The following is a 25771-nucleotide window of genomic DNA, read 5'->3' as shown; positions in this document are numbered from 1 at the left end:
AGGTAGAGCTCTACTGTATGAATGTCCAGATTTTTTTCCCTTCATACTTCAAGCCGCAGATGCGTTGGCTGCACGTTCTCACCCCAGTCACTTACTGATGTAAGCTCCCGGAGATTCGCCGCTTGCCGCCTTCCTGCGACTCGAATTATTTAGGGAAAACGTTCTCTAATTAGAGGGCTTTTACGGTGAGATCGCCCGCTTTCCACGCATCAATCAGGAAGAAGGGCATCGGCAACACCCATTCGGTTTCACCCTGGATTTTGGCCGGATAGGTCCAGCTTTTCCCGTCGTAGGTGATCTCAACCTGCTGCCAGCCGTTCTCAGCGTTTTCGACCTGGCCCGCCATGCTGGCAAAACCGGCGTTACTACCGACGTGGAAGCTGTCGGTTTGCCAGCGAATCGGCTGATGCGCCGGCCACGGTTGTGCATGATGGAAGCGGAAAATATCGTCATGATTCAAGATGCTCTCACGTACCGTCGGCCACAGCGCCACTTTGAGGAAGTACTGATCGGTAAATCGTTCGCTGCCTTCATATTGCGCGATAAAGTCACGCATCTGCTGCTCAACGTTGTGGAACACGCCGTGGCAGCCGCCCCACATGCCCGCCAGCAGCAGCTCGGTATGCGAGAAGTAATCGCGCATATGATGGAACCAGTAAGGCGAAGTCAGCCAGGCTTCTACCGCCACGACTTCGCGCTCGGACAGCAACGAATCCGCATCACGCACGATGTAGCGTTTGACGCTGTCATCGTCCATCACCAGGAAACGCCACAGCGTTGGGAAGATAGTTTTCTCATGCGACATATCCACCAGTTGGGTGTTTGGCTGCGTCAGGCGCTGCCAGACGTGCTGCGGCACGCTGTCGTCGAGATAGATGCGGCAGATCCAGTCGGGATAAAGCTCGCGCGCCACTTCGATGTTTTTAATCAAGGTTTCGCAGTAGCGTGGCTGACTGCCATACAGGCTAAAGGAGATGATATTTTCTGCCGGATTACTGCGGTTGATCGGCGGTGGTGTCTCAGAAGGGAAGGCGACTTTCGCCCCTTTACTGAAAGTCACATCAGATTTTTGCAGCGATTCGAGGCCGTAACGTGCCGCTTCATCTTCTTTATTCAACCAGCCGCACACTTCGGTTAATCCATCCAGCCAGGTTTCCGATGCCTGCGCACGCTGCGCGGCCGGAGCCTGGTAGATCTTCTGGTAAATTTTATAAGATTTTTTGTATTCGCCGACGCGCATCAGGGTGAGCGCGTAGTCGCTAAGCACCTGCATATGATGGGGCAAGACGCGCAGCACTTCTTCACAGCATTGACGCGCAAGAGGATAGTTATTCGCCGCCATCGCCTGGCGAAATCTCGCTGCTGCACCTTCAACGCGTGATTGTGCAGTAGCGGGATTATTCATGAAATTGGGACGTGAGACAGAAACCATTTTGCGCATAAGAAATTTCTCAGTAGCTGCTGAAATTGCGCGCATTCTAATCAGGAAATAGCGGGATTCCTTATAAGCCTGGTCTCGAATTCATCCCTGACTGGCGCACTAAATTAAGCGACGCGCGGCTTCAACCACAATTTTCACCGCATCACTTTCGGTCTGCTTCATGGTCGCGGCATCCGGGATCTCTTTTTGCGTACGGTTCACGATGACGCCAGCCACCATGCCGGCACGCAGTCCCTGACTGGCGCACATGGTTAACAGTGTAGCGGATTCCATCTCATAGTTGAGGACGCCCATTTGCTGCCACTCTTCCATTGAGCCCTGGAAGCGATTCACCACGCGACCGGAGAAAGTGTCGTAGCGTTCCTGGCCTGGATAGAAGGTGTCAGATGAGGCGGTAATACCAATGTGGGTTTTCGCGCCGCACGCTTCTGCCGCTGCCACCAGCGCGGTGGTGCAGGTGAAATCAGCTACGGCCGGGAATTCCATCGGCGCAAAGTGCAGGCTGGCACCGTCGAGGCGTACCGAAGCGGTAGTGACCAGCACATCGCCCACATTAATATGCGGCTGGATAGCGCCGGTGGTGCCAACCCGCAGGAAGGTGCGCACGCCAAGCTGCGCCAGCTCTTCAACCGCAATCGAGGTAGAAGGTCCGCCAATACCGGTGGAGCACACCACAACCGGTTTGCCATCCACTTCGGCCAGATAGCTGGTGAATTCACGGTGTGAAGCCAAATGCTGTGGGTTGTCCATCAGCGCGGCGATTTTCTTTACGCGCTCAGGATCGCCAGGCACGATGGCCAACGTGGCTCCTTTCAAATCAGCTTTAGTAATGCCAAGGTGGAAAACGTCAGACTGGGCCATAACAGACTCCTGATAATTGGGGATGAGCGCGCCACTCTACGTGAGCAGGCGGCATAAATATGTGACTCAATTCACCATCGATAATGAAACTTACATTATCAGAAAAACATTATGTGACATAAATCACACATTAACGCTGTGCAATTCTGAATTGCTACAAGCGGTGCTGTGTAAGTGTTGGTGGCAATGTTAATAGAGAAGCAGCACACGTGAAAAAATCCCTCTGTACCCTACGACAGCCTTGCTTCACTTCGCCAGGCTATAGTTACGTGATTGCGCATTTGCTAGCACGGAGAGAACAATGAAAACCGAAGACAATATGGCACAAAAAACGGCACCCGGTGGCTTTGCACCGGCCGTTCAGCCCACCGCAAGCAGCACCATTATTACCGGCAGCGACGCGATTCATGCTGGCGAGACCTCAGTTCCGAGCCAGGGCGAAAACCTGCCTGCCTATTACGCACGACCAAAAGAGTATCAAGGCACCTTGCCGGTGGTGTTGGTAGTGCAGGAGATTTTCGGGGTGCACGAGCATATCCGCGATGTCTGCCGCCGTCTGGCGCTGGAAGGTTATCTGGCCATCGCTCCGGAACTCTATTTCCGTGAGGGCGATCCCAACGATTACCACGACATTCCCACGCTGTTTAAAGAGCTGGTGAGCAAAGTTCCGGATTCGCAAGTGTTGTCCGATCTCGATCATGTGGCCAACTGGGCCACGCGCCACGATGGTGATATCCGTCGCCTGGCGATTACCGGTTTTTGCTGGGGCGGACGTATTAGCTGGCTGTTTGCCGCGCACAACCCGCAGGTGCGTGCAGCGGTGGCGTGGTATGGACGCTTAGACGGTGAGAAGACGCTGAAGCAGCAGAAGCATCCGATTGATATCGCGATAGATCTTAATGCACCGGTGCTGGGCCTTTACGGTGGTCAGGATGAGAGCATCCCGCTGGAGAGCATTGATAAGATGCGTCAGGCGCTGCATGCCGCCAATGCCAAGGCGGAAATCGTGGTGTATCCGGATGCAGGACATGCTTTCAATGCGGATTATCGTGCCAGTTATCACGCCGATTCCGCCAAAGATGGCTGGCAACGCATGCTGGCGTGGTTCGCGCAGTATGGCGTGGCGCCAAACGCGTAATAATAGGGGGCGCATTTGCGCCCCAATCTCATTTACAGCGACTAAGCCGTTTCACCTCGCAGGTTTTGCGCCGCTTTTACCATGTTCGCCAGCGCCTGACGGGTTTCCGTCCAGCCACGCGTTTTTAGGCCACAATCCGGGTTAACCCACAGACGCTCTGCCGGGATGCTCTGCGCCGCTTTACGCAGCAACTCTTCCATCCACTCCACGCTCGGCACGTTTGGTGAGTGAATGTCATACACGCCCGGACCGATTTCGTTGGGATAGTCGAACTCCTTAAAGGTATCCAGCAGATCCATATCGGAACGTGAGGTTTCGATGGTGATGACATCCGCATCCAGCGCGGCAATCGAGTCCATGATGTCATTGAACTCGCAGTAACACATGTGGGTATGGATCTGGGTTTCATTCTGCGCCACGGCGGCATTGAGACGGAACGCATCCACCGCCCAGGTCAGGTACGCCGCCCAATCGGACTGATGCAGCGGCAGGCCTTCGCGCAGTGCCGGTTCATCAATCTGAATAATGCCAATACCGGCTTTTTCCAGATCTTCCACTTCGTCACGCAGCGCCAGCGCAATCTGTTTAGCGATGGTTTCACGGCTTACATCTTCACGCGGGAACGACCAGCAGAGAATCGTCACTGGACCGGTCAGCATGCCTTTCACCGGTTTGTCGGTCAGCGACTGCGCGTACTTCGCCCACTCAACGGTGATGGCTTGCGGACGGCTTACGTCGCCGATGATGATCGGTGGTTTAACGCAGCGTGAGCCGTAGCTCTGTACCCAGCCGTTCTGGGTGAACACGAAGCCGTCGAGGTTTTCGCCGAAGTATTCCACCATGTCGTTACGTTCTGCTTCGCCATGCACCAGCACGTCGAGGCCCAAACGTTCCTGCTCCACAATCGCCTGTTTGATGTGCTCGGCGATGCCAGTGCGATAGTTTCCACCATCAATGTTGCCTTTTTTAAAGTCGAGGCGCAGGCCGCGAATTTCGGTGGTTTGCGGGAATGAACCTATGGTGGTGGTCGGCCACGCTGGCAGGTTAAAGCGGTGACGCTGCGCTTTGGCACGCTCGGTGTAGCTGCTGGCACGTTCAACGTCTCTGGCCTGAATTTTCGCCAGACGCTCGCCGACTGCGGCATTGTGAACGCGCGTGGAGTTGGCACGCGCACGAATCGGTGCGCTCCACTCAACCAGCGAAGCGGCATCGTTGTTGTTCAGCGCATGACTCAGCAGTGCAAGCTCAGCGCACTTCTGCAGAGCAAAGGCGAACCAGCTTTTCACTTCCTCATCGAGGCGCGTTTCCACGCTTAAGTCGATTGGGCTGTGCAGCAGCGAGCAGGATGATCCAATCCACAATTGTTGACGCTGCCCCACCAGCGGCTGCAGACGTGCAAACCAGCTGCTGAGATCGGCACGCCAGACGTTACGGCCATTGATTACGCCGACGGAGAGCAGCCAATCCGCGGGAATCTGCTGGTTCACCTGTTGGATGTCGTCTTTGCCGTGGACCAGGTCAACATGCAGACCTTGCACCGGCAGCGCTTTGATCACGTCGAGATTCTGACCGATGCTGTCGAAATAGGTGGTGAGCAGCAATTTGCTTTCGCCCTGCAGCGCGTCGTAAGCCGGTTTGAAGGCATCGCGCCACGCTTGCGGCAGCTCCAGCGCCAGTGCTGGCTCATCGATTTGTACCCATTCGATGCCGCGTTTTTTCAGTTCAGCCAGCACCTGTTGGTAAACCGGCAGAATGTCTTTGAGCAGTGACAGGCGGTCGAACGACGTACCTTTCACTTTACCCAGCCACAAATAGGTAACAGGACCCAGCAGCACCGGTTTAATCTTGTGCCCGAGCGCCAGCGCTTCATCAACCTCATCCAGCAACTGAGTCCAGGTCAGTTTGAACTGCTGCCCTTGAGTGAATTCCGGCACCATGTAGTGATAATTGGTGTTGAACCATTTGGTCATTTCCGCCGCTGCCGCCGGTTCACCGCTTGGTGCGCGGCCACGGCCAAGGCGGAACAGCGTGTCAAGATCGACCGAGCCATCCTGATTTTGGTGACGAGCTGGCACGTTACCCAGCAGCAGGCTGGTGGTGAGCACGTGATCGTACCAGGCGAAATCGCCGACTGGCAGCAGATCCACGCCCGCCTCTTTCTGCTGTTGCCAGTGACGGGCGCGCAGTTCACGCCCCACCGCCAGTAGCTCTTCCTGTGAGCTTTTACCTGCCCAATAGCTTTCCTGTGCTTTTTTCAATTCACGACGCAATCCAACGCGAGGGAAACCGAGAGTGTGGTTCAGAATGGTCATTTTCTGTTCTCCAGATATTCTTAACTGAATAGGGGGCAGAGATGTTTAGCCGTCCAGATGTTTACACCGCCATAATCTGCGGGTACTGTATGTTCCTCAAGCGCAATTTGTTCAATCTCGATGTGAAGGATTCTCATGATCGAACTCAAACACCTGCGGACGCTGCAGGCGTTACGGAACACCGGCTCGTTAGCTGCCGCCGCCTCCCAGCTTCATCAGACGCAATCGGCGTTATCCCACCAGTTCAGCGATCTGGAGCAGCGGCTGGGTTTTCGCCTGTTTGTGCGTAAAAGCCAGCCGCTGCGTTTTACGCCGCAGGGAGAGATTTTGCTGCAGTTGGCTGAGCAGGTTTTACCGCAGATTCAGCAGGCTTTGCAGGCGTGTCATGAGCCGCATCAGGCCACGTTACGTATCGCCATTGAGTGTCACAGCTGTATTCAGTGGCTGACGCCCGCGCTAAATAATTTCCGCCAGAGCTGGCCGCAGGTGGTGATGGATTTCAAATCCGGCGTGACCTTTGATCCGCAACCCGCGTTGCAACAGGGCGAGCTGGATGTGGTGTTGACCTCCGATATTTTGCCGCGCAGTGGATTGTTTTATTCACCGATGTTCGATTTTGAAGTGCGTTTGGTGATGGCACCGGATCATCCTTTGGCGCAGCTTGAGCACATTGCTCCGGAAGATATGGCCGATGAAGTGCTGATGATTTATCCGGTGCAGCGTCAGCGTTTAGATGTGTGGCGCCATTTCCTGCAGCCTGCAGGCGTCAGTCCAGCCTTGAAGAGCGTCGATAACACGCTGCTGCTGATTCAGATGGTGTCGGCGCGCATGGGCATCGCCGCGTTGCCACATTGGGTAGTAGAGAATTTTGAGCAGCAGGGTTTGGTGGTGACCAAGACCTTAGGCGATGGTTTGTGGAGCCGCTTGTATGCCGCCGTACGCGAAGGCGAGCAGCGTCAGCCGGTAATGGAAGCCTTTGTGCGGTTTGCCCGTCAGCACGCCTGTGAACATCTGCCCTTTGTGCGCGATGCCGCGCGTCCCGGCTCACTTCAAACCACCTCATCCTGATGTTGTTGGGCGGCGAAAGTCGCCCGCGCTGTTATCCCTGCCCCGCCTGCTCTATAATGCGCCGCCTCAACCCGCGACCAAGAGAGTTTCACCATGATGAGTAACGATGTTCTGCGCAGCGTGCGCTATATGCTGGATTTGAGCGATAGCAAAGTGGTGGAGATTTTTGCCCTGGCGGGAAGTGAAGTGCCGCTGGAAGACGTGCAGGCGTGGATGAAGAAAGATGACGATGCCGCGTTTCGCAAGCTGCCAGATGTATTGATGGGATATTTCCTTAACGGTCTGATTTTTTACCGTCGCGGTAAGAGTGAAGATGCGCCCGCGCCTTCGATTGAGCGCCGCATGAATAACAACATTTTCATGAAGAAATTGCGTATCGCCTTTGAGCTGAAGACCACCGATATTCCGGATGTGCTGCTGAAAGCGAACTTTAAGATCTCACAGGCTGAAGTTGGCGCGATTTTCCGCAACCCAGATCATAAGAATTTCCGCGAATGCGGCGATCAGATTCTGCGTAATTTCCTGAAAGGGTTGACGATGATTCATCGTCCGGGGCCGGCTAAGAAGGGTTAATCGCTTCTTTGTTCGAGCCGGGTCAGGGATAGCGCAGCAGATCGCAAAGGGAAACCACTTCCTTGTGGATCAGCCTCGCCATCCATGGCTCGGATGCTTTGCTCCACTGCCGCGCTATCCCTTCCCTTTTAGCCTATGCGTTGCTTTTCTTACCTAATACCCAGCGTTTGTGCACATAAAGGGATGCGAAAATCACGGCGGCACCGGCGAGAAAACTTGGCCAATGCGGTTTCTCCTGCCAGATCGCCAGATTCACCAGCAAGCCCGCTGGCACATGCATGTTGTTCATAATACCCAGCGTGCCAGCATCCACCTGCGTAGCGCCGTAGTTCCACATGAAGTAGCCCAAACCTGAAGCCGCCACGCCCAGCCACACCAGAATGCCCCACTGCAGCGACGTGGTCGGCAGTTTGTTCGGATTGCCCCACAAGCTCCAGGCGATCACCGCGATCATCACCGCGCCCAGATAGAACCACGAAAATGCGGTGTGCTGCGGCATCGGGCGAGTTTCCTGCAGGCGTTTGTAGCCCACCATGCCGATGGCGAAGCAGATGTTTGCCGCCTGTACCAGCAGCAAGCCGAACCAGAAATGGTCGCTGACTTTGTCGTAACGAATAATCGCCGCACCGATTACCGCCAGTAGCGCGCTGAAGGCATAGCCGATACGCAGCGGACGTCGGCTGAGCAAATCGTAGATCAGCGTGACATACAGCGGCGTCATCACGGTGAACAGCAGGAACTCGGTCACGCTGAGATACAGATAAGCCTCAAAGCTTAATAAATACATGATGCCAAGCTGCAGCATGCCCACCAGCATATACAGCAGGATGGTGGAAGCACGGTAACCGCGCCAGCGCAGGAACGGCAGGAAAACGATGGCGGCGAGCGCCAGACGCATCAAAACAGAGAACCAGGAATCCACCTGACCTGCAAGGTATTCCCCGATCAAACTGAAGGAAAAGGCCCACAGAATGGTGGTAACGATCAGTAACGGCACGGTAACGATCCCAAAATGAACAGTGGCGCTAGTGTAAACAAACTGTCGAAATCGGGGTGAACTATCTGGTTTACAAGTGGATAAAATAACGACGAATAATTTTCGAACCTCATTTTTACGACCGGCTAAAAATGCGCGAAATACAACATTTTCTGGTTTTTTTCGCTCTCCATTGTCATAAAACTGTAACATATGTGTCACATGTCACAGTAACTGCGCGTGACCATCACTATCCTTTGCGCGAAATGGAAACTTCGCTTTGCCATTTTTACTGCCTGTTTTTGCCCCAACCTGCTGGGAACTCATAACTATATCGCGCCCTGGAGGGCCACACTCATGTTGAGTATTTTCAAACCTGCACCGCATCGCCCACAAGTGGCCGATGATCGTGTTGATCCGCTTTATCGTCGTCTGCGCTGGCAGATTTTCCTGGGAATATTTTTTGGCTATGCCGCCTACTATCTGGTGCGTAAAAACTTTGCGCTGGCAATGCCTTATCTGGTGGAACAAGGCTTCTCGCGCGGCGATCTCGGCTTTGCGCTATCAGGCATTTCCATCGCTTACGGCTTCTCGAAATTCATTATGGGCTCGGTCTCAGACCGCTCGAATCCGCGCGTGTTTTTGCCTGCCGGATTGATCCTTGCCGCAGCGGTGATGCTGGTGATGGGGTTCGTGCCGTGGGCCACCTCCAGCATCATGGTGATGTTTGTGCTGCTGTTCCTGTGCGGATGGTTCCAGGGCATGGGCTGGCCGCCGTGCGGGCGCACCATGGTGCACTGGTGGTCGCAGAAAGAGCGCGGCGGAATTGTGTCGGTGTGGAACTGCGCGCATAACGTCGGTGGCGGTATTCCTCCGCTGCTGTTCCTGCTCGGCATGGCGTGGTTTAACGACTGGAAAGCCGCGCTGTATATGCCGGCGTTTGGCGCCATCCTCATCGCGATTATCGCCTTCGCCTTGATGCGTGACACACCACAATCTTGCGGTTTACCGCCGATTGAAGCGTGGAAAAATGATTATCCGCCGGATTACAACGAGGATCACGAGCAGGAGCTGACGGCGAAGCAGATTTTCATGCAGTACATTCTGCCCAACAAGCTACTGTGGTACATCGCACTGGCGAACGTGTTTGTGTACCTGCTGCGTTACGGCATTCTCGACTGGTCGCCGACCTACCTGAAAGAGGTGAAGCACTTCACGCTGGATAAATCCTCGTGGGCCTACTTCTTTTACGAATATGCCGGTATTCCCGGCACGCTGCTGTGCGGCTGGATGTCGGACAAAGTGTTCCGCGGCAACCGTGGCGCAACCGGCGTGTTCTTTATGACGCTGGTGACCATCGCCACCGTGGTGTACTGGCTGAATCCTCCAGGCAATCCAGGCATCGACATGCTGTGCATGATTGTGATCGGCTTCCTGATTTACGGCCCTGTGATGCTGATTGGCTTGCACGCGCTGGAACTGGCACCGAAAAAAGCGGCCGGAACGGCAGCGGGCTTTACCGGGCTGTTTGGCTATCTCGGCGGATCGGTTGCGGCGAGTGCGATTGTCGGTTACACCGTGGATTATTTCGGCTGGGACGGCGGATTCATTGTGATGATTGGCGGATCGGTGCTGGCAGTGATTCTGCTGCTGCTCACCATGGTCAGTGAGCACAAGCACAAGAAACAGCTGGCATAACGAAAAAGGGCCGGTGGTGACCGGCCCTTTTTTCTAGGCGAGGAACAGTTTACGCAGCGTGTGCGGCACGGCGTCATCCGCGTTGCTGCCAATCACTTCCAGCGTCGGCAAGGTATCTTTCAAACGCTGCTGCGCATTGCGCATGATGCAGCCTTTGCCCGACATGCTGAGCATCTCCACATCATTCATGCCGTCGCCGAAGGCGATGCACGCTTTCAGCGAGTGGCCGAGCTGTTTCGCTACCGCTTCCAGCGCGTGGCCTTTGGAAACGCCGCCCGCCATCACTTCCAGACACGTTGGCAGCGAGAAGCTGACATTTACGCGATCGCCCCAGCGCGCTTCAATCGCCTGCTCCATGGGAATCAACCGCTCCGGATCTTCGCAGGTGAAGAACACTTTGCTGATGCCATCAGTCGGCAGCATGCCCGGCTGGTAAACCTGATAGTTAAACACCGATTCACGGAAATAGTCCTGCTCATCCGGACGATGACGGCTCATGAACCACTCATCGTCGCGATAGACGTGCGTCAGGATATGCTCGTCATGATATTGCAGGCCATAGAGATCGCTGGCGATGTCGGCGTCAAGATTGTGGCTGAACACCAGTTCACCTGCGGCATTGTGCACGCGTGCGCCATTAGACGTGATCATGTAAGCCGGAATGCCGAGCTTATCGCGCATCTGTCCGACGTCGATATAGTGACGGCCGGTGGCAAAGACAAAGTGGATATCACGCGCCACCAGTTCCTGCAGCGTGGTGCGCGCGAACGGCGTCAGGCGGTGGTCCGGAGAGAGCAGCGTGCCATCCAGGTCGGATGCGACGATGTGATACATGTAAACCTCGGGTGTTGATATCGGAAAGTAAAATTGATTAAGCGTGGCGTTCAAAGAAATCGACCACCGCGTTTAGCGCTTCGGCACGCATCGCGTCTGTTTCAAACAAGATCTCATGACGCGCTCCTTTGATCACATACGGCGCGTTGCCCGCGCAGGGATGTCCTGCTGCGGCCATCGCCGTACAAAATAGATTTTGTGAGCGGTTATCCACCACATCATCTTCACTGGCCTGCAGCAGCAAGGTCGGCGTGGTGATGTTCGCTACCTGATTGAAGATGTCCCGCCCGGCCTGCACGCCTTCGCGCACCCAGTGATAAGTGGGGCCACCGACGCGAATTGCCGGATCGTCGGCGTAAAAACGCAGATTACGGCGATAGCGTTCGCGGCTATGCGTCAGGCGGTTGATGCCAAACGGATTGGCGCGCCAGCGCCCGGTGCCCAGCGCGTAACCTTCACGCAGCGCCGGCAGTTTCTCGGTCCAGTCCAGAATGCGGTGCGCCATCCAGTCGGGCAGCGGCAGCACAATGCCAAACATCGGCGCGGAGAACACCGCAGCATGAAACGCCTGCGGCTGACGCGCCAGAAACAGCGCTAAAATCGCGCCGCCCATCGAGTGGGCCAGCACGTAGCGCTGCTGATAATGGTTGCTTACGATCTCTTTCAGATACAGCGTTTCCAGATCGTCAACGTAGTCGCCAAATTCCACCACATGGCCGCGATGCGAATCTTCCAGCAGACGTTCAGAGCGTCCCTGACCGCGATGGTCGAGAATCACCACATCGTAGCCGCACATGAACAGGTCGTAAGCCAGTTCGGGATACTTGATGTAGCTTTCGATGCGGCCAGGCACGACCAGAATGACACGGCGATGTTGCGGTGAGGTGAAACGGACGTAACGAATCTTCAGGTTGCCGACGCCGGTAAATTCACACTCTTCACGGCGACGCCAGAAGTCGAGCAGCGGACCGGTGGCAAAGGCCGAAAAGCCTCGCTCACGTCCGAGCCAACTCTGTTTATGCTGCTGCATCCGTCCCCCTGAAAAAAACGTGATTTGCGCGCCTGTGCTGCGTAGCGTGCGGCGATTTTCTGTCGTATTGTGTCACACTTCGCTAACTTCAGGGAATGTCACACATGACCATTGAATGGTGGTTAACCTATCTGCTGACCACAACCATCCTCAGCCTTTCACCTGGTTCCGGCGCGATCAACACCATGAGCACCGGCATCAGTCACGGCTATCGCGGCGCAGCGGCATCGATTACCGGCTTGCAACTGGGTCTGGCCATTCATATTGTGCTGGTCGGCGCCGGTTTGGGTGCGCTGTTTTCCCAATCGATTCTGGCGTTTGAAGTCCTGAAGTGGGCCGGCGCAGCCTATCTGGTATGGCTGGGCATTCAGCAGTGGCGCTCGGCGGGTGGCATCGACCTCGACGCCGTTGCCAAAGCCATGCCGCGTCGCCGCCTGTTTAAGCGTGCCGTGTTGGTAAACCTCACCAACCCGAAAAGCATCGTGTTTCTCGCTGCGCTGTTCCCGCAGTTTATTCAGCCGCACCAGCCGCAGCTCATGCAATATCTGGTGCTGGGCGTGACCACCATTGTGGTCGATATCATCGTAATGATTGGTTACGCCACGCTGGCAACGCGTATCGCCGGCTGGATTAAAGGACCGAAGCAGATGAAGCTGCTGAACCGCACCTTTGGTGGATTGTTTATGGCAGTAGGCGCGCTGCTAGCCAGCGCACGCAGAATGGCGTAAAAGAAAATCGCACCCACGTCAAAGCCGTCGGTGGCGCAGCCAGTTCGGTGCCGGCCAGCGCGCAGCCCCCGGAGCGTACACGTCGTACGTGAGGAGGGCGAGCACTGCCCGGTGCCGAAATGGCAAGTAAACCAGGCTTAACGTGAAATGATAAGGTGAATGCCAAAACCGGCGAATAACACGCCCGCCATACCATCCACCCACTTCGCCATTCGCTGATACTTATCACGCATCCACGGCATAGCGAAAATCGCCGCCACCAGCGTAAACCACGCGAACGTCTCTCCGATAATCAGCAGGAACAACCCCCAGCGCTCCAACGCGCCAACGTCGTTGCCAACAAACAATGAGAATACGCTACCGAAGTAGATGATCGCTTTTGGGTTCGACAGGTTAGTCAGGAAACCTTTCAGGAAACTCATGCCCTTTTTCGGCAGCTCAACCACCGGCGCTTGCGATTGTGGCTGCTTGTGACGTTGACGCGCTGAGCGCATCAGCTGCCAGCCCATCCACAGCAGATACAATCCGCCGCCGACCATAATGATTTCATGCAGCCAGGCCATTTTTTCCAGGATCAGATGCAGGCCCATCAGCGCCACACCGGCCCAGATCACAATGCCCAACGTAATGCCCAGAACGCCCATCATCGCCTCTTTGCGCGAGCGGCTTGCCGCCGTTTGCGACACAAAGAAGAAGTCCGGGCCGGGACTCATCAGCGCAACCAGATGCACCAGCGCGACAGTGGCGAATAACATCAGCATGAATTTTTTCCTTTAACCTTCATCAACATGTTCTTTGATCATCACCAGGAACGGCTTACCAAAACGCTCCAGTTTGCGATGACCGACGCCGTTCACGCTGAGCATTTCTGACGCGCTAATCGGCATTTGTTCTGCCATTTCAATCAGCGTGGCATCGTTAAACACCACGTACGGCGGAATATTCTCTTCATCGGCAATTGCTTTGCGCAGCTTACGCAGCTTGGCAAACAGCTGGCGATCATAATTGCCGCTGTGCACTTTCGGCGAACTGCTGCCGCGCGTTTTCACCGTCACGATACGCGGCACCGCCAGCATCAGCGGCACTTCCGCACGTAATACCGGACGCGCCGCTTCGGTGAGTTGCAGCGCCGAATGCATGGCGATGTTTTGCGTTACCATCCCGAGGTGAATCAGCTGACGCAGCACGCTGATCCAGTGTTCGTGGCTGTGCTCGCGGCCTAAGCCGTACACCGGCAGTTTGTCGTGGCCGTTATCGCGAATACGCTGATTACTGGCGCCGCGCAAAACTTCAACAATATAGCCCATCCCAAAGCGTTGGCCGGTACGATAGATGCTCGACAGCGCCTTTTGCGCCTCCAGCAAACCGTCGTAGCGACGCGGCGGATCGAGGCAGATATCGCAGTTATCGCACTGCTGCTGGCGACCCTCGCCGAAATAGTTCAGCAATACCAGACGACGACAGGTTTGCGCTTCAGCAAACGCGTCCATCGCATTGAGTTTGTGGCGTTCAATATCCTGCAACGGGCCAGGCACTTTCTCTTCCAGACATTTACGCAACCACGCCATGTCAGCCGGATCGTAAAGCATCATCGCTTCGGCAGGCAGGCCATCGCGCCCGGCGCGGCCGGTTTCCTGATAATAGGATTCGATGTTGCGCGGAATATCGAAGTGCACCACAAAGCGCACGTTGGGTTTGTTAATGCCCATCCCGAACGCCACGGTGGCGACCACGATTTGCAGATCGTCACGCTGAAAAGCTTCCTGCACGCTGGCACGCTGCGCGCTATCAATGCCGGCGTGATACGCGCCAACGCTCAAACCACGGCTCTGCAGGCGCGCGGCGGTGTCTTCCACTTTGGCGCGGCTGTTACAGTAAATGATGCCGCTTTTGCCGCGCTGATCCTGCACATAACGCAGAAGTTGCTCAGTGGGTTTGAATTTCTCCACCAGCGTGTAGCGAATATTGGGGCGGTCAAAGCTGCTGATTTGAATCAGCGGATCGTCCATCTGCAGCAGATGGACGATATCGTTACGCGTGGTTTCATCGGCGGTGGCGGTCAATGCCATGACCGGCAAATCAGGGAAGTGCTGACGCAGCTGGCCGATCGAGCCATATTCCGGACGGAAATCGTGGCCCCACTGCGAAATACAGTGCGCTTCATCCACCGCCAGCATCACCGGATTCCACTGGTGCAGGCTGTCGAGGAAATTGTCCATCATCAGACGTTCAGGCGCGATATACAGCAGCTTGAGCTTGCCGGTACGACAATCCGCAAACACCTGCTGCTGCTGCTCACGCGTCTGCGTCGAGTTGAGGCACGCTGCAGCCACGCCGTTGGCTAGCAGCTGATCGACCTGATCTTTCATCAGTGAAATCAGCGGTGAAACCACCAGCGTCAGCCCTTCGCGCACCAGCGCCGGGATTTGATAGCACAGCGATTTGCCGCCGCCAGTCGGCATCACCACCAGACAATCGCGTCCTGACAGGGCGGTTTCGATGATGTTTTGCTGACCTGGGCGGAACTGCTGATAGCCGAAGGTATCTTGTAATACCTGCTGCGCCAGCATTTCCTGATTAAGCACTGCCGATGTTGCCACGGTAATCCTGTCTTTGTTGCGGGTTAGAACAGATCGTTGAGCGTCACGCCCACGCCAAAGCGCGTCTGGCGATGGTTATAGTCGATCAATGATTCACCATAACCGCTGAAGACCTGCGTGTAAAAGCGCACGTGTTCAGAGATCGGGTAGCTCCAGGCGAAGGTTGCACCGCCAAAGCCGCTGTTCCAGTTGTAGTTACCTTCCACGCTGAAAATGTTCTCGCCCATCATGTAGCCGAGCTTGGCGCGGTAGTAACCCATGTATTTGGTGATGTCCGGGTTATCGTCATTGCTTTCACTTTCAGGCAGACGATACCAGGGTTTGATCTCTGCGAGCAGATTGCCGTTCTGCGCCATGAAGCGCGCGTAAACGCGGTTCCAGCTGCGTGAGGTCGGCTCGCTGCGGCCGTTCGACTGATGCACTAAGCCGGTTTCCACATCGCGTAAGGTCCAGCCTGCGAAAGTGTAATCGGTGGCCCAGCCGAGGAAAATTTGTGGCTCATAATCGGTTTCACGGAACGGTGATGACGCACCACGGTTCGAGAGCTGCCACCACGAGCGCTGAGTATAGGACGCCGCCAGCACCGAGTTATCGCCTAAAATGCCGCGCCACAGCGGAAACGCCAGGCTGAGCTGGAATTTTACTTCATCATTTTTAGCTTTGTCTGCCCAGTTGTACGAAGAGATCGCCTCTTTGTTCATGTCGCTGGTGTAGGTGTAGAGCAGATAGTTGTTTTCGTAAGGATAAAGCACGAACGGGTTATCGTGTTTCTCCAGCAGGTTAGCGATAATGCTGCCCTTCACTGCCGGTGCATCATGAACCTCTTTTATCGTGGCTTCTTCAGCCTGCGCCAGGCCAGGAAGGATCAGCGCCGCGGCCAGCAAGGCGTAATGCTTACGCATAGAATTCTCCAGAGAACTGCGTGTCGTAATCGTCAAGTGACGGTTCAAAAAGCAGGCCATTCTACACGCAAAACCTGCGGTTGATCAGCGCCGATTTCCGAAACTGGAAAGCGGCTCGAACGCGGCATAATATACACAACTCGTTAACATTTTAAGGCAGGCATTATGTCATCCCCGTTGCTGACACAGCAGGAAGCGCGTCGTCTGATTGGCGAAATCTTTGTTTATCACATGCCCTTCAATCAGGCGCTCGGATTAGAGCTGGATCGACTGGAAGCGGATTACGCCGAACTCGGCTTCGCCAATAAAACCATGCTGGTCGGCAACGCAGCGCAGCAGATTCTGCACGGCGGCGTGATCGCTTCAGTGCTCGATGTCGCGGCCGGGCTGGTGTGTGTCAGCTATGCGCTGACGCGTCAGGAGAGCATTACCGAGGAAGAGCTGCGTCAGCGCCTGTCGCGCATGGGCACCATCGATATGCGCGTGGATTATCTGCGCCCTGGCCGCGGCGAGCGCTTTGTCGCCACCAGCAGCCTGCTGCGCGGCGGCAACAAAGTCGCTGTGGCGCGCGTGGAGTTACATAACCAGCAAGGCGATTACATCGCCACCGCTACCGCCACCTACATGATTGGCTAATCAGTATTTTTGGAATGACATGATGGATTCGCAACAAACTCGCCAGGGTATTGGCTATGCGCTCGGCGCTTACTTCATTTGGGGAATTGCCCCCGCCTACTTCAAACTGGTCAAAGAGGTGCCCGCTACCGAGATCATGACGCATCGCGTGATTTGGTCCGCACTGTTTATGCTGTTGTTGATCACATTGACGCGCAGCTGGGCGCAGGTACGTAGCGTACTGGCTCAGCCGAAAAAGGTGCTGCTGCTGGCGCTGACCGCCATCACCATTGGCGGCAACTGGCTGCTGTTTATCTGGGCAGTGAACAATCAGCACATGCTGGAAGCCAGCCTCGGCTACTTTATCAACCCGCTGATTAATGTGGTGTTTGGCATGCTGTTCCTGCGCGAACGCTTCCGCCGCTTGCAGTGGCTGGCGGTACTGCTGGCGACCACCGGCGTGCTGGTGCAGCTGTGGCAGTTTGGGTCGCTGCCGATTATCGGCCTTGGCCTGGCGTTGAGTTTTGCTTTGTACGGTTTGGTGCGCAAAAAAATTCAGGTCGATGCGCAAAGTGGCATGTTGATCGAAACGCTGTGGCTATTCCCGCTGGCGGCGATTTACCTGTTTGGTTTTGCCGATAGCGCCACCAGCCATCTCAGCGCCAACGCCATGAGCCTCAATCTCAAGCTGGTCGCGGCGGGCATTATCACCACCATTCCGCTGATGTTTTTTGCTGCCGCCTGCGCGCGTCTGCGCTTATCGACCGTCGGTTTCTTCCAGTATCTGGGTCCGACGCTGATGTTCCTGCTGGCGGTGCTGTTCTACGGCGAGCGCCTGACGCCGGATAAAATGGTGACCTTCGGCTTTATCTGGCTGGCGCTCGCCGTGTTCATTATTGATGCGGTTGCGTTCTCAGCTCGGGCGCGCATGCGCGTAGCGTGAAATAAAACGCGCCAGCGCCGGACCGGTAAGCAGAATGGTGAACAGACGCAGCGTCTGCAGCGCCATGACAAAAGCCATATCGACGCGCGTGCCGGCCGCAATAATCGCCACGGTATCCAGCCCACCCGGGCTGGTTGCCAGATAGGCGGTCATCAGATCGACGTGTAGCACGCGCGTTAGCATCCAGGCTAATCCGCCGCACAACAGCATCAAACCAAAAATCGACAGCAACATTTGCGGCAGCGTTCGCAGCGCAAGTTTGAAAATCGGTCGGGTGAAACGCAATCCCACGCTCCAGCCAATCAGTGCATAGGCTAGCGCCAGCAGCCATTCCGGAACCTGCAAAGTCGCCACATCGGTGCCGTGCAATACCGCACCGATCAGCGCGGCTAGCAGCAAGGCACCAGAAGGAATTCGCAGCCTCTGGCCGAGCCACGCACCGGCGACCATCACCAGCAGCGTCAGCAGAAAGCTGCTGTGCAGCGCGGGAAACCACACCAGTTCAGCTGCACCGCCGTGGGTGCCGAGGCCAATGCGCGCCACCACGGCCGCAGCGGTGGCGACAAACAGCACGCGCAGATACTGCATAAACGCCACCAGCCGCACATCCGCCCCAAAATCACCGGCCATCGCCACCATCGCCGAAGCGCCGCCGGGCGACGATCCCCATGCGCCGGTTGGGCCGGGCAAACTACTGAAGCGTACCAGAAGAAAACCGGACAGGCCGCTGGCCGCCAACGTCAGCATCAGCACCGCCAACACCACCGGCCAATCCTGAATCAGCGGCGTAAGAATGCCCGGCGATAAGCTCTGGCCAATCATGCAACCAAGCACCGCTTGTGCCAGCACGAAGAAACGTTTATCGATGCGAACAGTCGCGCCGGACAAGCCCATAAAGGTGCCGACGATCATCGGGCCAAGCAGCAAGGCCGCAGGAAGATGGAACAGCTGGAGGATAATCCCCAGCACTAACGAAGCAATCAGCAGCAGTGTCCACTGAAGTCGCAGTGAGAAGCGCGCCATAGGAGAGAATCAGATAGTGAGCAGAGCCAACAGGTTACGCAGAAAATTTAAGTTTATCTACCAGGTCGCCATAAATGGCGCCCCTACATTTGTCATGAGCGGTTTTGTAGGGGCGTCATTCATGACGACCTGGACTTAAGAACGGTTACAACCAGTTCTTGCGTTTGAAATAGAGGTACGGCGCCAGGCCAGCGAGAATCATCAGGCTAATCGCGCCCGGATAACCAAAGCTCCATTTCAGCTCCGGCATAAACTCGAAGTTCATGCCGTAGCTGGATGCCACCAGCGTGGGCGGCAGGAATACCACCGAAACCACCGAGAAGATCTTGATGATGCGGTTCTGCTCAATATTGATGAAGCCCATTGCCGCCTGCATCAGGAAGTTGACCTTCTGGAACAGCGATTCGTTATGCGGCAACAGCGATTCGATATCGCGCAGGATTTCACGCGCCTGCTCCAGCTGGTTGCCCGGCAGACGCGCTTTACGCACCAGGAAGTTGAGGGCACGCTGGGTATCCATCAGACATAACCGCACTTTCCAGCCGATATCTTCCAGCTCCGCCAGACGTGACAGCGCCTGATCGTACTCTTCGCCCTGCTGGCCTTCCATGATCACGCGGCTGAGTTTCTCCAGCGCGCTATAGATGTTCTCGATCTCATCCGCCAGCTGTTCGATTTTGGTCTCAAACAGATCCAGCAGCAGCTCATAGGCGTTGCCATCGGTCAGCATCTGATTGCGCGCACGCATGCGATAGAGACGGAAAGCTGGCAGTTCGCGTTCGCGCAGCGTATACAGGCGATCTTCGCGGATGGTGAATGCCACGGTGGAGTTGCCAGCGTGGTCTTCGGCATCTTCAAAGAAGAAGAAGGAGTGAATGTGCAGGCCGTCTTCGTCTTCGAAGAAACGCGCCGAGGCTTCGATGTCTTCCAGCTCCGGACGCGTCGCCAGGCTCTGGCCGAGCTCGCATTGCACGCGATCGCGTTCGCTGTCGTCAGGTTCGATCAGATCGACCCAAACAGACGTGTTGAGTTTGTCGTTATCTTCTTCCAGCTCGATGCGCGTCAGGCGATTACGATCGAGTTTAAATGCGCTCAGCATAGCAATAACTCCCCATTTTTTCGGAATGGGACAAGGCGGTGACCACTGTAAATTACGGGCACGGCGAAGCCTGAACACGGAAACTTTCGCTTCAAGGGTAAATCAGTGCTAACTCACGCGACGAGAGTAAAAAAGGGAGGTCGCTGTTAACCGCTAAGGCTACCAGCTAAAAGAGGTAACCTTAGGAGTTCCTGTTAAACAGGTGATTGAGCCAGCATCGACTGGGCGCGTCCAAGGCATTGTCCTCTCATGATAATAGTGCGCGCATGTTACGCTGAGACGAAAAAGTCGTCAAGGTAGCGCAACCGCGCTACACCGTTTCCAGACGGGCGTAAGCCGCCACCAGCCACTTGATGCCCTGGCCCTGAAACGCCACTTGCAAACGGCTGTGTTCACCGCTGCCTTCGAGGTTGATGATGGTGCCTTCACCGAACTTGGCATGACGCACGCGCTGGCCGAGCGTGAAGCCGCTGTCATTTTGCGCGATGGGCGTGCCCATGCGCTGATGGCTCACCGGACGGCTGACGCTGGCGCGCAAACGCACCTCTTCCACGCACTCTTCCGGCAGCTCGCCGATGAAGCGTGATGGACGGTGATACACTTCCTTACCATAAAGACGACGGCTTTCAGCATAGGTGAGCGTCAGCTTGACCATGGCACGCGTCACGCCAACGTAAGCCAGACGGCGCTCCTCTTCCAGACGACCGCCTTCATCCAGCGACATCTGGCTCGGGAACATGCCCTCTTCCATGCCGACGATAAATACCTGGCTGAACTCCAGCCCTTTCGCCGAGTGCATGGTCATCAGCTGCACCGCGTCCTGCCATTTGTCGGCCTGGCCTTCGCCTGCCTCCAGCGCCGCATGCGACAAGAACGCCTGCAGCGGCATCAAATCTTCGTCTTCGTCCTGATAGCTGAACTGGCGCGTTGCCGTGACCAGTTCCTCAAGGTTTTCTATACGCGCCTGGCCTTTCTCGCCCTTCTCCTGCTCGTACATCACCCATAAACCGGAGTCTTTAATTACGCGATCGGTTTGCACATGCAGCGGCATCTCGGCGGTTTCGCTGGCCAGTGAATCGACCAACTCGCAGAAGCGTTGTAACGCCGACGCGGCGCGTCCGGCTAAGGCTTTGTTCTGCAACAGCTCGCGCGTGGCCTGCCACAAGGTGAGTTGCTGATCGCGCGCGGTCTGGCGCACCACATCGAGGGTACGATCGCCGACGCCGCGCACCGGCGTGTTCACCACACGCTCAAAGGCTGCATCGTCATTGCGATTGGCCATTAAACGCAGATAGGCCAGCGCATCTTTAATCTCCTGACGCTCGAAGAAGCGCATGCCGCCATAAATGCGATACGGCATGCTGCCTTGCAGCAGCGCCTCTTCCAGCACGCGCGATTGGGCGTTGCTGCGGTAGAGAATGGCGCAATCCTGCAGCGCATTGCCGTTCTCGTGCCAGCTTTTGATGCGATTGACCACAAAGCGCGCTTCATCCAGCTCGTTGAATGCGCAGTAGAGTGAGATCTTTTCACCATCGCTGCCGTCGGTCCACAGCTCTTTACCGAGGCGGCCATTGTTGTTGGCGATCAGCGTGTTCGCCGCTTTCAGAATGTTGTTGGTCGAGCGATAGTTCTGCTCCAGGCGAATGGTTTCCGCGCCGGGAAAATCCTGCAGGAAGCGCTGGATATTCTCCACCTGCGCACCGCGCCAGCCGTAAATCGACTGATCGTCATCGCCAACAATAATCACGCGGCCGCTATCACCCGCCAGCATGCGAATCCATGCGTACTGAATATTGTTGGTATCCTGGAACTCATCCACCAGCACGTTGCTGAAACGCTCACGGTAATGGTTCAGGATATGCGGCTTGTTAAGCCAGAGTTCGTGGGCGCGCAGCAGCAGCTCGGCGAAATCCACTAATCCGGCGCGATCGCAGGCTTCCTGATACGCCTGATAGATGCGCAGCCAGGTTTGCTCAACCGGATTGCCGTAGCTTTCGATGTGTTTTGGCCGCAGGCCTTCATCTTTTTTGCCGTTGATGTACCACATGCCCTGACGCGCAGGCCACTGTTTCTCATCAAGGTTCATCGCTTTGATCAGGCGCTTCAGCAGACGCAGCTGATCGTCGCTGTCGAGGATCTGGAAATCCTGCGGCAAACCGGCATCAAGGTGATGCGCGCGCAGTAAACGGTGCGCCAGGCCGTGGAAAGTACCAATCCACATGCCGCCCTGGCTGGTGCCGATCAGCTGATCGATACGATGGCGCATTTCCGCCGCCGCTTTGTTGGTAAAGGTCACCGCCATAATCGAATACGGCGAGCAGTTCTCTACCGACAGCAGCCAGGCGATGCGATGCACCAGCACACGGGTTTTGCCACTGCCTGCTCCGGCCAGCACCAGCAGGTTGCTGCGCGGTGCGGCGACCGCCTCGCGCTGTTTGTCATTCAAGCCGTCAAGCAGATCAGAAACGTCCATAAGCACCGTTCGCGAAAGAAAATGAACTCAAATCCACACTGCTGCGGATAGAGCTGTATATATTTACATGTGTGGATTATAGCAGCGAGGTCAGAGATGCCAACCGATCAATTTCAACGTGCGGCAGCAAACGCGCATCGTCGATCTTCATCAGATTGCCTTCACGCAAATTGATCCAGCAGGCTTGCATACCGGCACGCAGCGAACCGGCAACATCAGTGGTGAGATCGTCGCCGACGTGCAGAATGTGCTGCGGCGCAATGCTCAAACGCTCAGCGGCCAGATGATACATATCCTGCCACGGCTTGGCGCGACCGTGCGGACCGGCACGCAGCGCGAACTGGAAGTGGTGATGGATGCCAAGCTTTTCCGGACAGGCATTGCCGTTAGTGATCGCCACCAGCGGCACGCGCTCGCCCAGCCACGTCAGCGTTTGATGCGTCTCTTCCGGCATATCGACTTCACTACGCCACTGATGGAAGACGCTCATCACATCGCTGGCACCGGCGGTGGCTTCCGCTTTGGATAAGCCGACATTGAGCAGCGCCAGCTCCACCGAGCGACGACGCCATTCAGACACGTCGTGATAAATTTCCGGCTCGCGAGCCAGCAACTCATTGCGCAGCGTCTGATAATCCGCCGGGGTGAATTCTCGCAGCGCCGGATGATACGCCTGCAGCGCAGCGTGCGATTCGGCAGTGGTTTTGCGAATGACGGGATGGTTGTCATACAGCGTGTCGTCGAGATCAAAGGTGATTGCTTTGATCGGGCCGAGCGGACGATAAAACTTCATTAAGACTTTCCTCGTTTGGCACGCGGATGGGCCGCATCGTAAACCGTCGCCAGATGCTGGAAATCCAGATGGGTGTAGATTTGCGTGGTCGCCAGATTGGCGTGACCGAGCAGTTCCTGTACCGCGCGCAGATCGCCGCTCGATTCCAGCAAATGCGTGGCAAAAGAGTGGCGCAGTTTATGCGGATGAATATGGCTGGCAACGCCTTGCTTGATGCCCCATTCGGCAAAACGCTTCTGCACGTTGCGCGTCGAAATCCGGCTGCCGCGGCTGGAGACAAACACCGCATCATCCTGCGGCGCAAAGCTAGCACGCAGCGGTAACCAGTGCTGAATCCAGGTGACCGCCGTGCCGCCAATCGGTACGCGGCGCTCTTTGCTGCCTTTACCCAGCACCCGCACTTCACCGGCCTCCAAATCCATGTGGCGACAATCCATATTCACCAGCTCAGACAGACGCAAACCGCCGCCGTACATGGTTTCCAGCATCGCGCGGTCGCGTACCGCCAGCGGATCGTTGAGATCGATCTCCAGCAGTTGGTTAACTTCGTCGACATCCATGTTTTTCGGCAGATGGCGCGCATTACGCGGCGTGGCGATGCCTTTGGCGGGATTGGCGCTCAGCATGCCCTGATGCACTTGCCAGTCGAGAAAACTGCGCAGCGCCGACATGCGCAGCGCCAGACTGCTGGCGCCTAAACCGCCCCGCCGGCTGCGTGCCGCCAGGCTGCGCACCTGCGCCGGTTCCAGCTGCGACCAGCTCGTCAGCTTCATCTCATCGGCTATTGCTATAATCGCCTGCAATTGCCGTTGGTAATTCTTTTGCGTCAGCGGACTCAGCTGGCGTTCGACCTTGAGATAACGCAGAAAGTCATCCACGGCCGGCAGCAGCGGACTGACGTGACTCATGCGCGTTCAATCCAGCGTGACAGCAGATCCGGCAACATTTGCGCCAGATGCTGCAGCAGCAGCGTACCCATGCCCGCCTGATAATGCTGATTATCGCGGCTGGTGAACATTAATATGCCCAGCTCGCCGCGTTCGCCCATCAGCGACATGGCTACCGAGCCAATCGCTTTGGCCTGCGGCAACAGCAGTAGCAATTCCGGACCATTCAGGCTGCCGAGATAGTGATGTTCATTGCCGAAGCGCTGAATGCGCAGCGGTTCGAATGCCTGACGTGACAAGCCGAGCTGGGTGAAATCAGAGGGTGCGCCGATGTGCCACTTGTCATTGAACACGCGTACGTGTGCGCCGGCCAGACCCAGTTCGCGCGCCCAGCGGTGCAGACGCGTTAGCATCTCTTGCAAGCTGTCGGCGGCGGCGAGATGACCTTGCAGCGCCAGCAGGCGATCAAACAGCTGATGGTTGGCGGTAGCCTGCTCCATCAGCAGCGTGATCTCCTCTTCTAACTGCTGGATATGGTTGCGCTGCCGCGCCATATGCCACTCCACCAGCGAAACGCTGCCGCGTACCGGATGCGGCACCATCATCTGTTCAACCTGGCGCGCATTGCGAATAAAAAAATCGGGGTTTTGACGCAGAAATGCGCTTACCGATTGATCGTCCAGCAAAACCTCGCTTTCGGTTTGCTCTTCGACATTTTTCATAGATGAATAAACCCATCATAGACGTGTGTGGCTGGACCGGTCATAAACAGCGGTTGCCCTTCCCCTTTCCAGGCAATGTGCAGCGTTCCGCCCGGCAAATCGACGCGGACATTTTCTGCCAAAATGCCCTGCTGAACGCCGCAGGCGACCGCCGCGCAGGCGCCGCTGCCGCATGCCTGGGTTTCGCCTGCGCCACGTTCATACACGCGCAGACGGATGTGTTCACGATTGACCACTTCCATAAAGCCGACATTAACGCGCTCCGGGAATCGCTCGTGGCTTTCCAGCTCTGGGCCCAGCGTTTCCACCGGCGCGGTTTTCACGCTTTCTACCTGAATCACGCAGTGCGGATTGCCCATCGATACCGCACCAAACATAACGGTTTGCTCGGCCACCCGCTGCAAATAAAGGTTCTCTGCTTTGTTCGCGCGGAGCGGCACGCTTTGCGGTTCGAAGTTGGGTTGCCCCATATTGACGCGCACCAGCTCATCATTGGTAACGCTGAGCACCATGCGGCCGGTTTGCGTGCTGACACGAATGTCGCTTTTATTGGTCAAACCTTTCAGACGCACAAAGCGGGCAAAGCAGCGTGCGCCGTTGCCGCACTGCGCGACTTCGCTGCCATCAGCGTTGAAAATGCGGTAATGGAAATCGAGATCCGGATCGTAAGGCGGTTCAACGATCAGTAGCTGATCAAAACCGATCCCCTGATTTCTGTCCGCCAGGCGGCGAATCAGTTCCGGCGAAAAAAAGACGTTTTGCGTCACAGCATCCACAACCATAAAGTCGTTGCCGAGACCGTGCATTTTTGAGAACTGCATTTTCTGCTCCGCCGGATTACTCATAGAGTTTAGTTGGCCTGCGAACCAGGCTTGCTGGTGACCAAACCACCGACATCAGCATCCTGAGCCGCTTTTTGCTGCTGCGCGGTGACCTGCTGTTTCGGCTTGTTTGGCTGATCTTTCGGCGGGAAATACAGCGGTCCTTTTAGGCCACAGCCTACCAGGCTGACCAGTGCCAGCGCCATACCCAGCTGACTCATCACTCGTATCATT

At 56.1% G+C, this 25771-nt stretch carries 24 protein-coding genes; 7 read left to right on the top strand and 17 right to left on the bottom strand.

The genetic code is table 11. The features are described 5' to 3' along the window. Positions 1-169 precede the first annotated feature (169 nt). Both AAF463_RS01000 and udp read right to left on the bottom strand, forming a co-directional pair. The gene (locus AAF463_RS01000) at positions 170-1441 is read right to left on the bottom strand and encodes a hypothetical protein (protein WP_101763929.1); all 1272 of its coding nucleotides are present in this window, start codon (positions 1439-1441) and stop codon (positions 170-172) included. Positions 1442-1540: 99 nt separating this feature from the next. Further along, the gene (gene udp, locus AAF463_RS00995) at positions 1541-2302 is read right to left on the bottom strand and encodes a uridine phosphorylase (RefSeq protein ID WP_101763737.1); all 762 of its coding nucleotides are present in this window, start codon (positions 2300-2302) and stop codon (positions 1541-1543) included. A gap of 301 nt (positions 2303-2603) precedes the next feature. Between udp and AAF463_RS00990 the strand changes: the two genes are divergently transcribed. Beyond that, positions 2604-3440 (top strand): dienelactone hydrolase family protein, encoded by an 837-nt coding sequence (locus AAF463_RS00990; RefSeq protein ID WP_350261394.1) that lies wholly within the window; start codon positions 2604-2606, stop codon positions 3438-3440. A 41-nt stretch (positions 3441-3481) separates the two neighbouring features. On the opposite strand, the gene metE is transcribed toward AAF463_RS00990, so the two are convergent. Next, positions 3482-5752, bottom strand: coding sequence for a 5-methyltetrahydropteroyltriglutamate--homocysteine S-methyltransferase (metE, locus tag AAF463_RS00985; protein ID WP_350261393.1), 2271 nt, complete (start codon positions 5750-5752; stop codon positions 3482-3484). Positions 5753-5887: 135 nt separating this feature from the next. On the opposite strand from metE, the gene metR reads away from it, so the two are divergent. Then, entirely contained in the window at positions 5888-6820 is a 933-nt protein-coding gene (metR, locus tag AAF463_RS00980; protein WP_176973392.1) for an HTH-type transcriptional regulator MetR, read from the top strand. Positions 6821-6913: 93 nt separating this feature from the next. Next, on the top strand, positions 6914-7393 hold the full coding sequence (locus tag AAF463_RS00975) for a DUF1456 family protein (protein WP_101763741.1): 480 nt from the start codon (positions 6914-6916) through the stop codon (positions 7391-7393). 133 nt (positions 7394-7526) lie between these two features. On the opposite strand, the gene AAF463_RS00970 is transcribed toward AAF463_RS00975, so the two are convergent. After that, positions 7527-8390 (bottom strand): carboxylate/amino acid/amine transporter, encoded by an 864-nt coding sequence (locus tag AAF463_RS00970; RefSeq protein WP_101763742.1) that lies wholly within the window; start codon positions 8388-8390, stop codon positions 7527-7529. 336 nt (positions 8391-8726) lie between these two features. Between AAF463_RS00970 and glpT the strand changes: the two genes are divergently transcribed. Next, positions 8727-10067, top strand: a complete 1341-nt coding sequence (glpT, locus tag AAF463_RS00965; protein ID WP_110867929.1) for a glycerol-3-phosphate transporter — start codon at positions 8727-8729, stop codon at positions 10065-10067. A 33-nt stretch (positions 10068-10100) separates the two neighbouring features. On the opposite strand, the gene yigL is transcribed toward glpT, so the two are convergent. Further along, positions 10101-10901: a sugar/pyridoxal phosphate phosphatase YigL gene (gene yigL / locus AAF463_RS00960; protein WP_101763744.1), complete on the bottom strand. Its 801-nt coding sequence runs from the start codon at positions 10899-10901 to the stop codon at positions 10101-10103. Between the two features lie 37 nt (positions 10902-10938). Further along, positions 10939-11931, bottom strand: coding sequence for a lysophospholipase L2 (gene pldB, locus AAF463_RS00955; RefSeq protein WP_350261392.1), 993 nt, complete (start codon positions 11929-11931; stop codon positions 10939-10941). Between the two features lie 104 nt (positions 11932-12035). Here pldB and rhtB point away from each other — a divergent pair, with 104 nt between their 5' ends. Then, on the top strand, positions 12036-12659 hold the full coding sequence (rhtB, locus tag AAF463_RS00950; protein WP_101763746.1) for a homoserine/homoserine lactone efflux protein: 624 nt from the start codon (positions 12036-12038) through the stop codon (positions 12657-12659). A gap of 137 nt (positions 12660-12796) precedes the next feature. On the opposite strand, the gene rhtC is transcribed toward rhtB, so the two are convergent. The 3 genes from rhtC to pldA are packed head-to-tail and all read right to left on the bottom strand — an operon-like array spanning position 12797 to position 16161. Beyond that, positions 12797-13420 carry a threonine export protein RhtC gene (gene rhtC, locus AAF463_RS00945; RefSeq protein WP_350261391.1) on the bottom strand — a complete coding sequence of 208 codons (624 nt, stop codon included), beginning with the start codon at positions 13418-13420 and terminating at the stop codon, positions 12797-12799. Between the two features lie 12 nt (positions 13421-13432). Then, positions 13433-15259, bottom strand: a complete 1827-nt coding sequence (gene recQ / locus AAF463_RS00940; RefSeq protein ID WP_350261390.1) for an ATP-dependent DNA helicase RecQ — start codon at positions 15257-15259, stop codon at positions 13433-13435. Positions 15260-15282: 23 nt separating this feature from the next. Continuing rightward, on the bottom strand, positions 15283-16161 hold the full coding sequence (gene pldA / locus AAF463_RS00935) for a phospholipase A (RefSeq protein WP_101763749.1): 879 nt from the start codon (positions 16159-16161) through the stop codon (positions 15283-15285). 165 nt (positions 16162-16326) lie between these two features. Here pldA and AAF463_RS00930 point away from each other — a divergent pair, with 165 nt between their 5' ends. Together AAF463_RS00930 and rarD are read left to right on the top strand one after the other, a co-directional pair. Beyond that, the gene (locus AAF463_RS00930) at positions 16327-16797 is read left to right on the top strand and encodes a thioesterase family protein (protein WP_101763750.1); all 471 of its coding nucleotides are present in this window, start codon (positions 16327-16329) and stop codon (positions 16795-16797) included. Between the two features lie 22 nt (positions 16798-16819). Beyond that, on the top strand, positions 16820-17719 hold the full coding sequence (rarD, locus tag AAF463_RS00925) for an EamA family transporter RarD (RefSeq protein ID WP_192236906.1): 900 nt from the start codon (positions 16820-16822) through the stop codon (positions 17717-17719). Here rarD and AAF463_RS00920 read toward each other — a convergent pair. From AAF463_RS00920 to AAF463_RS00885, 8 genes are all read right to left on the bottom strand, one after another. Then, entirely contained in the window at positions 17690-18742 is a 1053-nt protein-coding gene (locus AAF463_RS00920; protein WP_350261389.1) for an AbrB family transcriptional regulator, read from the bottom strand. The genes rarD and AAF463_RS00920 overlap by 30 nt on opposite strands. Positions 18743-18887: 145 nt before the next feature. Further along, positions 18888-19841, bottom strand: coding sequence for a magnesium/cobalt transporter CorA (corA, locus tag AAF463_RS00915; RefSeq protein WP_008105777.1), 954 nt, complete (start codon positions 19839-19841; stop codon positions 18888-18890). Positions 19842-20151: 310 nt separating this feature from the next. Next, the gene (gene uvrD / locus AAF463_RS00910; RefSeq protein ID WP_101763753.1) at positions 20152-22314 is read right to left on the bottom strand and encodes a DNA helicase II; all 2163 of its coding nucleotides are present in this window, start codon (positions 22312-22314) and stop codon (positions 20152-20154) included. Positions 22315-22390: 76 nt separating this feature from the next. Then, complete coding sequence (yigB, locus tag AAF463_RS00905; RefSeq protein ID WP_312463513.1) at positions 22391-23107, bottom strand: 5-amino-6-(5-phospho-D-ribitylamino)uracil phosphatase YigB; 717 nt, start codon at positions 23105-23107, stop codon at positions 22391-22393. After that, positions 23107-24015, bottom strand: a complete 909-nt coding sequence (gene xerC / locus AAF463_RS00900) for a tyrosine recombinase XerC (RefSeq protein ID WP_101763755.1) — start codon at positions 24013-24015, stop codon at positions 23107-23109. Before xerC ends, yigB begins: the two co-directional genes overlap by 1 nt. Further along, entirely contained in the window at positions 24012-24716 is a 705-nt protein-coding gene (locus AAF463_RS00895) for a DUF484 domain-containing protein (RefSeq protein ID WP_101763756.1), read from the bottom strand. The genes xerC and AAF463_RS00895 overlap by 4 nt, the downstream gene beginning before the upstream one ends. Next, a complete protein-coding gene (dapF, locus tag AAF463_RS00890) occupies positions 24713-25537 on the bottom strand; it encodes a diaminopimelate epimerase (protein WP_101763930.1) in 825 nt (274 codons plus the stop codon). Before dapF ends, AAF463_RS00895 begins: the two co-directional genes overlap by 4 nt. Before the next feature lie 29 nt (positions 25538-25566). Beyond that, positions 25567-25770, bottom strand: a complete 204-nt coding sequence (locus AAF463_RS00885) for a lipoprotein (RefSeq protein WP_101763757.1) — start codon at positions 25768-25770, stop codon at positions 25567-25569. Position 25771: the final 1 nt, after the last annotated feature.

This window comes from Pantoea sp. BJ2, from assembly GCF_040255075.1.
GTDB lineage: Bacteria > Pseudomonadota > Gammaproteobacteria > Enterobacterales > Enterobacteriaceae > Pantoea > Pantoea leporis.
Note: the sequence above shows the minus strand (reverse complement) of the source record. Positions and strands in the feature narration are given on the sequence as shown.

Bases quoted from the DNA above. Each gene is read 5' to 3' on its own strand.
- AAF463_RS01000 (WP_101763929.1), bottom strand. From the start codon at position 1,441: ATGCGCAAAATGGTTTCTGTCTCACGTCCCAATTTCATGAATAATCCC.
- udp (WP_101763737.1), bottom strand. From the start codon at position 2,302: ATGGCCCAGTCTGACGTTTTCCACCTTGGCATTACTAAAGCTGATTTG.
- AAF463_RS00990 (WP_350261394.1), top strand. From the start codon at position 2,604: ATGAAAACCGAAGACAATATGGCACAAAAAACGGCACCCGGTGGCTTT.
- metE (WP_350261393.1), bottom strand. From the start codon at position 5,752: ATGACCATTCTGAACCACACTCTCGGTTTCCCTCGCGTTGGATTGCGT.
- metR (WP_176973392.1), top strand. From the start codon at position 5,888: ATGATCGAACTCAAACACCTGCGGACGCTGCAGGCGTTACGGAACACC.
- AAF463_RS00975 (WP_101763741.1), top strand. From the start codon at position 6,914: ATGATGAGTAACGATGTTCTGCGCAGCGTGCGCTATATGCTGGATTTG.
- glpT (WP_110867929.1), top strand. From the start codon at position 8,727: ATGTTGAGTATTTTCAAACCTGCACCGCATCGCCCACAAGTGGCCGAT.
- yigL (WP_101763744.1), bottom strand. From the start codon at position 10,901: ATGTATCACATCGTCGCATCCGACCTGGATGGCACGCTGCTCTCTCCG.
- pldB (WP_350261392.1), bottom strand. From the start codon at position 11,931: ATGCAGCAGCATAAACAGAGTTGGCTCGGACGTGAGCGAGGCTTTTCG.
- rhtB (WP_101763746.1), top strand. From the start codon at position 12,036: ATGACCATTGAATGGTGGTTAACCTATCTGCTGACCACAACCATCCTC.
- rhtC (WP_350261391.1), bottom strand. From the start codon at position 13,420: ATGCTGATGTTATTCGCCACTGTCGCGCTGGTGCATCTGGTTGCGCTG.
- pldA (WP_101763749.1), bottom strand. From the start codon at position 16,161: ATGCGTAAGCATTACGCCTTGCTGGCCGCGGCGCTGATCCTTCCTGGC.
- AAF463_RS00930 (WP_101763750.1), top strand. From the start codon at position 16,327: ATGTCATCCCCGTTGCTGACACAGCAGGAAGCGCGTCGTCTGATTGGC.
- rarD (WP_192236906.1), top strand. From the start codon at position 16,820: ATGGATTCGCAACAAACTCGCCAGGGTATTGGCTATGCGCTCGGCGCT.
- AAF463_RS00920 (WP_350261389.1), bottom strand. From the start codon at position 18,742: ATGGCGCGCTTCTCACTGCGACTTCAGTGGACACTGCTGCTGATTGCT.
- corA (WP_008105777.1), bottom strand. From the start codon at position 19,841: ATGCTGAGCGCATTTAAACTCGATCGTAATCGCCTGACGCGCATCGAG.
- uvrD (WP_101763753.1), bottom strand. From the start codon at position 22,314: ATGGACGTTTCTGATCTGCTTGACGGCTTGAATGACAAACAGCGCGAG.
- yigB (WP_312463513.1), bottom strand. From the start codon at position 23,107: ATGAAGTTTTATCGTCCGCTCGGCCCGATCAAAGCAATCACCTTTGAT.
- xerC (WP_101763755.1), bottom strand. From the start codon at position 24,015: ATGAGTCACGTCAGTCCGCTGCTGCCGGCCGTGGATGACTTTCTGCGT.
- AAF463_RS00895 (WP_101763756.1), bottom strand. From the start codon at position 24,716: ATGAAAAATGTCGAAGAGCAAACCGAAAGCGAGGTTTTGCTGGACGAT.
- dapF (WP_101763930.1), bottom strand. From the start codon at position 25,537: ATGCAGTTCTCAAAAATGCACGGTCTCGGCAACGACTTTATGGTTGTG.
- AAF463_RS00885 (WP_101763757.1), bottom strand. From the start codon at position 25,770: ATGATACGAGTGATGAGTCAGCTGGGTATGGCGCTGGCACTGGTCAGC.